Here is a 9,420-nt window from a genome sequence, read left to right on the forward strand (position 1 = left end):
AATATACTTTTCGTGGTAAAATATGGTTGGTTACTGTTGGTAGTTAAATATTATAAAAGGAGAAAAGAAAGTGAAAAATAATTCATTTATAATAATTGAAGCAGCAAAAGCAGGGAGAAAAAAGGTCCATCCAGTCTTTGCTGTAATATTAGCCATTATATTTTTGACTTTAGGCGAACTTTTTATGTTATTTATGTTATTTTTACCGAAAGCTGAAACGATATTCATGAAAGGTATTTATGACAATGTTAGAATGGTGTTAACGTTTGGCGGAGCTATATTTATTTTATTTATATGGGTTCGTTTTGTAGAAAAAAGACCTTTTTCATCCATTGGCTTTTGGAAAGAGAAATGGATGAGAAAGTATTTAAAAGGTGCGTTAATAGGGTTTTTATTTATTTCAACGCCAGTTATTCTACTATTATTAATGGGGAGTGTGAAATTGCAAGTACAACATATTACCTCAACAGTGATAGTAGGAATAGTAGGATCTCTAGTTGCATTTTTAATACAAGGGGCAACGGAAGAAATTATTGTACGAGGTTGGTTATTCCCGGTTCTTTCTGTTAGAAGTCGTATATGGGTTGGAATAATTGTAACTTCATTTTTATTTGGATTTCTTCATCTACTTAATCCAGGAATTACAATATTATCTATATCGAATATAATATTAGTGGGTGTTTTCGCAGCTTTATATGTATTGAAAGAAGACGGTCTGTGGGGAATATGTGCATGGCACTCAATTTGGAACTGGGCTCAATATAATGTATATGGTTTTGCAGTTAGTGGCACAACTGTATATTCTACTCCAATTTTTAAGTCTATAACAAATGGACCAGAAACATTGCATGGAGGCACGTTCGGAATTGAAGGTAGTATCATTACAACAATCATGCTCACTGTCGCTTCAATTGTTTTATGGAGAAAGTTATGGGGAAGAAAAGCGAAACAACGAAATTTTAGTTAATGAAAGAGGGAGAAACTATGGGGATAATAGCATTTGAGGGAGCAAGCGCTGTTGGTAAAAGTACCACGTGCCGTGAATTAGAAAAGAATTATGGTGCTTATATAATACCTGAAGTGAATTCTTTATTTGAAAGGCCAAAAAATGAACATAGAACATGGTATTTTGAAAAACAAGTTGAGCGCTGGAATATAGCTGTTCAGAAGTCAAAGCAATATGAATTAGTAATACTCGATGGCGATATTTATCAGCCACTTAGTTATAATTGGTGTTTTCATTTTGATATATTTAATCAGCCATTATCTTTAATAGAAAATTTTTATAAAGAAAAGATGATAAATAGGGAAATTGGCTTTCCGGATCAATATTTTTATTTATATACGAACGATGAAGAACTTAGAAAACGGAAAGTATCTGATGAAACGAAAAGAAGGAGAAACTTTGAAAAACATTTACATATATCAAAATCGTTTCAGCGTTATTATGAAAATTTAAATACTGTTACAGATGGGTATTGTAAATTAATTGAGGCAAAAAGTGTAAGAAATAATGAATTAGAAATAGTGAGAAACTCACAAAATTTGAACGTGTGTGAAGAAAGACGTTTTGATGTTTCGAAGTTAGATGTTATTACGAAGTGGTTAAAAGAAAATCGTGCATAAAGTAAAAACAACGAGTGTTGTAGAACGCAATCGTTGTTTTTTTGTTTCGTTATAAATATAAAGGAAAAATTTGTAGAATATTTTCATTATTTAACAGAATAATCTTTTAATTTCAAAGGAAAAGAAATACAATATGAGGAAGTATATATAAATAATATGATAGGGGATGGGATGCGATATTTTGAATGAAGTAACAGTTTTTATATAAGAAATAATTAGGTAGTCAGAACGGAGATATTTGGGAGGAAACAAGCGAGATGAAAACATTTTTGAAAATAATAGGTGTTATAGCTGGTATGGCGGTAATTGGAGTAGGTTTAACATATGGTATGCTGCATTATTTAAATAATAGTAAACCAGCTGCGAAAAAGGCATCACCAGCTGCTCCAGCAGTAGAAGTATTAGCTGATAGTAACGTAAAAGCAGAAGATGCAAAGCTTTTAGAAAATGGAAATTATTCATTGCCGAATAGTGGTTTTAATAAAAATTTTAAATGGACAGATGAGAACATACAGACAGCATTACATGAAATGGCACATCAAAAAGCGAAAGCTGATCAAAAGTGGGGCTATATTTTTATTACACAAGAGCGGATTGAAAGCTTAATTGATATTGTAAAGAGTAATGATCTTGTACAGGGAAGTACATATGTAGAAATTTTAGAACGATGGAAACAAGGAAAATATGAAAAGGTTGATGGGGATCACAATAAGATTTGGAAATTACAAAGTGGGAATTTAGGAGAAGGAAAAGGAGTAATGTCGGAAGCTGAGCAAAAAGAATTAATTAATCAAGTGTTTATGAAAAAAGGTACATATTCAGGTAGTAAATTAATTGCAGGTGGGGGACAGACTAATAAATAGTATACTAATTAATGAAAGAGAGTAATTGCTTATTAGGCAATTACTCTCTTTCTATGTACGTCTTAATATTTTAGTCTCGTTCAAGTAAGGAAAGGAACGATTGTAATACCGGGGAAATCCATCTAGATTTATGATAGATTACATAACTTTGAATAACTGTTGGAGTTTCGATAGGTTGAAAACATAGTTGTCCTTTTTGGCAACTTTCTTGTACAACGATATAAGGAAGAATTGAAATGCCTAACTCACACATAACGGATTGTTTAATAACTTCAACATTGGAAGTTTCAAATGTTTTAGCTGGAATATTTCCACTTTGACGTAAAAAACGATCTACCATTGGCCTATAGCCGCAGCTTTGTTCTGTAAAAATGAACTGGGTGTCTTGTAATAACTGGAATGGATTTGTATGCGCAGAGGAATAAGATGGTAAAATCCATCCAAATGTTTCATTACTAAAAGTACGCGTAATAAAATCATTATGTTCTATACTTTCTCCAATTATGAAGACAACGTCTGTTTCTCCTTCACGTAATTTTTGTAATGCTTGTTCATTTGTGTTTGTTTCAAGTACGATATTTACTTTTGGATTTTTCTGTTTGTAAGTACGTAATAATTGTGGTAATCGGTATACCGCTAATGATTCATTAGATGTAATACTTAATGTACCTTCTAAATAATCTTTATTTTGGGGGATTTCTCGCGCTTTTTCATATATTGAAAGTAATTCTAATGCATAAGGATGAAATTGATGACCTGCTTTTGTAAGTAGCACTTTTTTCCCTAACCGATCGAAAAGAGGAATATGTAAATCGTTCTCTAAAGCTTTCATATGTGCTGTAACAGTAGATTGCGCATAACCTAGCGCATGCGCAGCCTTAGAAAAATTACCATACTTCACAATGGCGCAAAATGTTTTAACATGTCTCATTTCCATAAACGATCCCTCTTTTATTATCATGATTTGTGAATGATTATATCATGTATTTTAATTTTCCAAATGATTAAATTCTGTATAAAATGAAATTGTAGAAATATTCATTTAGGTGATATTGGAGGAGAAAAGATGAAAAAAAAGGGCTATCATGTAGCTGTTGTTGGGGCTACAGGTGCGGTAGGGCAAAAAATTATTGAACTGTTAGAGAATGAAATGAAGTTTAATATAGTTGAAGTTACATTGCTTTCGTCAAAACGATCCGCTGGTAAGAAAGTAAGATTCAAAGGACGAGAGATAATTATAAAAGAGGCAAAAACAACTAGCTTTGAAGGTGTAGATATTGCCTTTTTTAGCGCTGGGGGAGAAGTATCTAGACAATTTGTAACTCATGCAGTTTCTAGTGGTGCGATTGTAATTGATAACACAAGTGAGTACCGAATGGCACAAGGTGTACCGCTCGTTGTTCCGGAAGTGAATGCGCATACTTTAAAGCAGCATAAAGGTATCATTGCAGTTCCAAATTGTTCAGCATTACAGATGGTAACAGCACTTCAGCCGATTCGAAAATCATTCGGTTTAGAAAGAATTATCGTTTCAACATATCAAGCCGTATCGGGTTCTGGCATTCATGCGATTCATGAATTACAAGAGCAGGCTAAGTCTATGCTTGCTGGTGAAGAAGTGAAAAGTAATATATTACCGGCGAAAAAAGATAAAAAACATTACCCAATAGCGTTTAATGTACTGCCTCAAGTAGATATATTTACAGACAATGATTTTACTTTTGAAGAAGTAAAAATGATTCAAGAAACGAAGAAAATATTAGAAGATGAAAACCTGAAAATGGCAGCTACTTGTGTACGTGTTCCAGTTGTATCAGGGCATTCAGAATCGGTTTATATAGAACTGGAAAAAGAAGCAACCGTTACGGAAATTAAGGAAGTATTAATGGATGCACCAGGTGTTATTTTGCAGGATAACCCTAGTAAACAGCTGTATCCAATGCCATTATATGCAGAAGGGAAAATAGATACATTTGTCGGAAGAATACGTAAAGATCCTGATATGCCAAACGGATTCCACCTCTGGATTGTTTCTGATAACCTATTAAAAGGTGCGGCTTGGAATTCAGTTCAAATCGCAGAGACTTTAGTAGAAAAGGGAATACTTTAATCTAGTTTGAAAAACCGGGGAATCGATAATCATTTTCCGGTTTTTATCCCGCTATTTGCTGGGCAGTAAGACCCCCACTGATTAAAGCTTCACTTTATTTAATAATTGTTTTCTTTATTTCGCCCAACTTTAATTTTAATTAGTCGTTATTGAACTTTTACAAATATCTACTTTATGTGCAGTGAAGCGTAAGGTTTTGGATTCTGCATGAATTGTTAGGTTAATAATAATCGATAACGGCATTTCGACCATTTTCACAATATCTTCTATAGCAATATACTCATTTTCTGCTTCGTTATAATAAACAACAGAACGAATTACTGCCTCGTTATTTTCAATGTCAATTTCAAACATCATAGGGAATTTTTCACCATTATGTAAGAATAGTTTGCCTAGTACGATTGAACCGTTTAGCTCCTCTGTAAAATTAGTAGTTGCTGCTGGTTTTACCCATGTTTCGTCATGTTCTTCGTTTTCCTCTTCATCTATTGCCCATTCCCAAATGGGGTTTTGTTTTAGGTCTTCAATAGTTAATTCATCAATTGGTTTGCAATTGCTCATACATAAATTCTCCTTTTGCTTTGATAAATAAGTTTCTTAGTTTCATGAATTAGATGATTGCTTATAAGTGGGGACAATGTATTGTTTTTGTTTATCGGATGTCAAATCACTTTATTTTGGAACTCTATTATTACCATAATCTTAACAAGGCAATTATCAGTTAGCAAATAATCATTAGTTGAGAGTTTTGATGAGGTCTGATGTGAAGGAAAGATAGTGAAAAACAACAGGAATGAATAAAAGTTCTTTAGTACTATGTGGTATAATATGGTAGTGTAAAGAGTGCGTTTATACAGGAGGGATTACCAATGCTAAAAGTTATGTTACCATTTGTTCTTATCTTTTTTCTTGTTATTGCGATGTATATTGCTTATCAAAAGAGAAAAAAATCTGGGATAAAAGGATTGAAAAGTGCGTTAACTTCTATTTGCTTCTTTTTACTCGCAATCTTAAATATGTTTGCATATTGGTTTCACTTTGGCGGTGCTTTTACTTGGTTATTTTCAATTGTATTATTGCTAGTTGGTGCATATTTTACTAAATATATTCCAATATCTAAAAAGGTACATTAAAATCTATAAGAGTTTAATATAATGTTTACTTTGTTTTGAAAAGAGATTATTCTACTAGATCGTTGTGAAACGGTTTCATAGGATAATCTCTTTTGTTTAGTTTTGGAAAGAACGTACTGTACTTTTTAGTTGCTCAATAAATTCTCGAGTTGCAGCACACATATATTTATCTTTTCTATAAATTAGCCCTATTTCAATTGTTGGAGTAGGGTTTTCTATTTTAATAGCTTGAATGTTTTTATTTTGTAAAAAGTCTATATATGGTTTGGGTAACACTGTAATTCCCATTCCTTTGGAAACCATTTGGATTAAAGATTCCATCGTGCTAATTTCTAAAATTGGTCTTGGTTTAAAGTTGAATTTTTGGCAATGAGATGTAATTAGTTCGGTTAAAAAGAAATTTTTAGGTAAAAGAATTAAAGGGTAGTTCTGTAATTCAGCAATAGATACATGATTACGTTCAGCTAATCGATGACCAGTTGGCACGACTAATGTAAGATCGCTTTTGTATAGAGGGATAGAGATAATCTCTTTATCTTGCACCGGGAGAAATGTAATTCCAATATCTAGTTCGTTTCGTAATAGTTTTTCACGAATATCTCCTGTGCGAAGCCCTAATACAGAAAGCTCTATATTGGGATATAAATTATTGAAATTTAAAATAGTTAGTGGTAGTAAATAATTTAGGACGGTTAACAAAGCCCCTATTGTTAAGGAACCTTGCTGTAATCCGTTTAGGTCTTGAATAGCTGAACGAGCTTGTTCGACTTCATGAAAAATGGTTTTACTATGTGATAATAAAATCTTCCCTGCTTCAGTTAAAGATATTTTTTTACCAATTCGATCGAAAAGTGGCATTCCTACTTCATGCTCTAATGCACGTATTTGTTGACTTAGGGAAGGCTGTGAAATATTTAATTTCTCAGCTGCTTTTGTGAAATGTAATTCTTTTGAAACAGCTAAAAAGTATTCAAGTTGTCGTAATTCGATTGGAATCACCTCAAGTATAATAATAGGTTATACCTATCATTATTATATAAATAATTGAATTGAACAATGATTTTAGAGGTTTTATAATCATTTTTATATAACAGAGAGGGTTGTAAAAATTAATTGAGAGAAAATACATGTAACACCTTTAAAGGAGGAAATAGAATGGCTAATGAATATCAATTATTATCTTTAAATATAGGGTTACCAAAAGAGGTTACATACGGTGGAAAGGTAGTTCATACAGGCATAAATAAGAAACAAGTAAAGGAACCGGTATATTTATCCTTTGTAAAATTTAATGGGGATGGACAAGCTGACTTAGTTCATCATGGAGGAGTAGATAAAGCAGTTTGTGTTTATACTGGTGATCACTATCCATACTGGGAAAAAGAATTGAATCAAGATCTTGTATATGGGGCTTTCGGAGAAAATATAACAGTTAGTGGTATGAGCGAAGAGGATGTTTGTATTGGTGATACGTTTGAGCTAGGACAGGCAATCGTACAGGTAACACAACCAAGGCAACCTTGTTTTAAATTAGCAAAAAAATATAATATTCCAAAGTTACCACTATATTTTCAAGAAACAGGATATACAGGATTTTATTTTCGTGTATTAAAAGAAGGATGGGTATCATCAGTCGACACCTTAAAAAGACTACAGTCTGATCCAAAAGGTGTTTCAGTAGCATTCGCTAACCGTATTATGCATAAGGAAAAACAAAATATTGAAGGGGTAAAAAGGATATTAGAAGTAAATGCACTTTCAAATAGTTGGAGAAAGTCTTTTGAAAAGCGTATAAGTGGAGAAGAAATTAATACGAAGGAAAGACTTGAAGGGATAAAAGAATAAAAATATTTTATTATCAATAGTGTATTTCTATTAGTAAAAGCTAATTAGAAAGCGCTATTTTTATAAAATAAACTAATTAATATCCGAAAATCTTAATATTTTTTTATTCGACTTATTTTCAAATAGTCGAAACATAAAATTAATTAGACTTTTTTTTTATGTTTTATGATAGTATATTGATTGGTAAGACCTCTATTTTTAAGAGTAGGTCATATAAGTATATCTAATTTAATGGAATTTAACATTTGGAGGTACAACATGGGGAATGTTGAAAAATTGGCAAGTCTTCTAATAGAAGAACCGAAAAGGGAGCAGTTATTTCCTTTATTTGAAGAAGTGTTTGGAATTACAACTCAAACATTGAATGATTTTTCGGATAAAGGATATTGGGATGATACATATAAAGCTTTATCATTTTTACAAGAAGATAAAGTGATTGCAAATGTTGCGGCATTTTCACTCCCGTTATTAATTAATGGTGAAAAAATAAATGCGGCGGGTATTCAATCAGTAATGACACACCCTAATTTCCGTAGACAAGGGCTAATGACACAATTAATGAGTAAAATGATAGAAGAAATTGATAAGAAATGTGAATGTGCATTATTGTTTACGGAAAAACCTGAACTATATACAGCATTTGGATTTAAAGTTGTGCAGGAATATTTGATGACTATACCATATGATAAAAATATTAATAATAACCATTCACTACTTAAAAAGTTAGATTTCTATAATATAGAGAATAGACAGTTAATACATGAAACGATTGATAGTAGCCAAAGACTTTCAAATAGTTTTTCAACTTTAAACTTCCATCCTTCATTTTATTTGAATATGTATGATTCTGAATGGAATGAGAAATTGTATTATTCAGAGAAACTAGATGCTTTAATCGTTTATGAAGTAGACAATGAAAAGTTGAAATTATTTGGAGTATTTGCGCCAGTACTTCCGGTTTTAGATGAATTATGTGGAGAAATCAATGAAAGGTTTACGGAAATCGAATTTTATTTTTCACCGGATCAATTAGGGGTTGAGGATGTACAGTTTACAGAATTACAGTCTAGCAAGTATTTAATGGTTCGAAGTGATAAAGAGTTAGATTTTAAAGGTTATAAATTCCCAGTATTAGCGGAGTTTTAAATGTCTATATAAATGCTTTATTATGGAGGAGCTATGAATATATCGTATATACCAGAACGTATTGAGCAACTCACTATAATGAATGTACCTGAATACTATAAAATTAATGATAATCATGCGTTTATTGTCCGTTCGAAAGCAGAAACCGATTTTTGGCTTAAAACACATTATGGTTTTGAAGTCATGAATGGTCATGTATTTTATAATGAGATGATGACAGACTTTCAAGCTGAAGTTCAGTTACGTATGAATCCAAATTCAAAATTCGATCAAGCAGGTCTTTTTGTTATGATTTCGGAGAACTGTTGGCTAAAAACATCTTTAGAATATATCCCTGAAGGGCCATCTCACTTAGGTGCTGTCGTAACGAATAATGGATATTCTGATTGGTCAACGCAAGATTATCCAACAGAAGCAGCTAAGCAACAACTTCGTTTTCGAATTATTCGAAAACGCGGTGATTATACAATATATGTGAAAAAGAGCCATCAATGGGAACAAATAAGAATCGCTCATTTAATGGAGGATATAGGGAGTGAGCCTATTAAAATAGGTTTTTACACGTGTAGTCCTTCTAAAAATAATGGATTTGAGACTGAGTTTTTAAATTTTACAATTGAAGAATTATAGATGAAAAACCGTATTCTTTTCATTAAGAATGCGGTTTTTGTATTTACATAATATAAAGCATATGTAT

11 protein-coding genes are annotated in these 9,420 nt (G+C 32.0%); 8 read left to right on the forward strand and 3 right to left on the reverse strand.

Annotated elements, in window-relative coordinates:
* The first annotated feature begins 70 nt into the window (after nucleotides 1-70).
* From GBN78_RS26655 to GBN78_RS26665, 3 genes are all read left to right on the forward strand, one after another.
* Nucleotides 71-967 carry a CPBP family intramembrane glutamic endopeptidase gene (locus GBN78_RS26655; RefSeq protein ID WP_000794817.1) on the forward strand — a complete coding sequence of 299 codons (897 nt, stop codon included), beginning with the start codon at nucleotides 71-73 and terminating at the stop codon, nucleotides 965-967.
* The gene (locus tag GBN78_RS26660) at nucleotides 967-1,626 is read left to right on the forward strand and encodes a nucleoside/nucleotide kinase family protein (protein ID WP_151522251.1); all 660 of its coding nucleotides are present in this window, start codon (nucleotides 967-969) and stop codon (nucleotides 1,624-1,626) included. Before GBN78_RS26655 ends, GBN78_RS26660 begins: the two co-directional genes overlap by 1 nt.
* Nucleotides 1,627-1,883: 257 nt before the next feature.
* Entirely contained in the window at nucleotides 1,884-2,489 is a 606-nt protein-coding gene (locus GBN78_RS26665; RefSeq protein ID WP_000846981.1) for a PRK06770 family protein, read from the forward strand.
* A 70-nt stretch (nucleotides 2,490-2,559) separates the two neighbouring features.
* Here GBN78_RS26665 and GBN78_RS26670 read toward each other — a convergent pair whose 3' ends face one another.
* Entirely contained in the window at nucleotides 2,560-3,426 is an 867-nt protein-coding gene (locus GBN78_RS26670) for a LysR family transcriptional regulator (protein WP_000425904.1), read from the reverse strand.
* A 129-nt stretch (nucleotides 3,427-3,555) separates the two neighbouring features.
* Between GBN78_RS26670 and GBN78_RS26675 the strand changes: the two genes are divergently transcribed.
* Entirely contained in the window at nucleotides 3,556-4,599 is a 1,044-nt protein-coding gene (locus GBN78_RS26675; RefSeq protein ID WP_000726549.1) for an aspartate-semialdehyde dehydrogenase, read from the forward strand.
* A gap of 135 nt (nucleotides 4,600-4,734) precedes the next feature.
* On the opposite strand, the gene GBN78_RS26680 is transcribed toward GBN78_RS26675, so the two are convergent.
* The gene (locus tag GBN78_RS26680; RefSeq protein ID WP_000063766.1) at nucleotides 4,735-5,160 is read right to left on the reverse strand and encodes a hypothetical protein; all 426 of its coding nucleotides are present in this window, start codon (nucleotides 5,158-5,160) and stop codon (nucleotides 4,735-4,737) included.
* A 308-nt stretch (nucleotides 5,161-5,468) separates the two neighbouring features.
* Here GBN78_RS26680 and GBN78_RS26685 point away from each other — a divergent pair, with 308 nt between their 5' ends.
* Nucleotides 5,469-5,732, forward strand: a complete 264-nt coding sequence (locus tag GBN78_RS26685; protein WP_000921856.1) for a hypothetical protein — start codon at nucleotides 5,469-5,471, stop codon at nucleotides 5,730-5,732.
* A gap of 96 nt (nucleotides 5,733-5,828) precedes the next feature.
* On the opposite strand, the gene GBN78_RS26690 is transcribed toward GBN78_RS26685, so the two are convergent.
* Nucleotides 5,829-6,731: a LysR family transcriptional regulator gene (locus tag GBN78_RS26690; RefSeq protein ID WP_000612234.1), complete on the reverse strand. Its 903-nt coding sequence runs from the start codon at nucleotides 6,729-6,731 to the stop codon at nucleotides 5,829-5,831.
* 156 nt (nucleotides 6,732-6,887) lie between these two features.
* On the opposite strand from GBN78_RS26690, the gene GBN78_RS26695 reads away from it, so the two are divergent.
* The 3 genes from GBN78_RS26695 to GBN78_RS26705 all read left to right on the forward strand — a co-directional run bounded on the left by GBN78_RS26695 (nucleotide 6,888) and on the right by GBN78_RS26705 (nucleotide 9,353).
* A complete protein-coding gene (locus GBN78_RS26695) occupies nucleotides 6,888-7,577 on the forward strand; it encodes an MOSC domain-containing protein (protein WP_001263003.1) in 690 nt (229 codons plus the stop codon).
* A 258-nt stretch (nucleotides 7,578-7,835) separates the two neighbouring features.
* Entirely contained in the window at nucleotides 7,836-8,723 is an 888-nt protein-coding gene (locus GBN78_RS26700) for a GNAT family N-acetyltransferase (RefSeq protein ID WP_000528676.1), read from the forward strand.
* Between the two features lie 33 nt (nucleotides 8,724-8,756).
* Nucleotides 8,757-9,353 carry a DUF1349 domain-containing protein gene (locus tag GBN78_RS26705; RefSeq protein ID WP_001027681.1) on the forward strand — a complete coding sequence of 199 codons (597 nt, stop codon included), beginning with the start codon at nucleotides 8,757-8,759 and terminating at the stop codon, nucleotides 9,351-9,353.
* Nucleotides 9,354-9,420 lie beyond the last annotated feature (67 nt).

Origin of the sequence: Bacillus sp. B2-WWTP-C-10-Post-4, from assembly GCF_009183805.1 — a bacterium.
Classification (GTDB): Bacteria; Bacillota; Bacilli; order Bacillales; family Bacillaceae_G; genus Bacillus_A; species Bacillus_A cereus.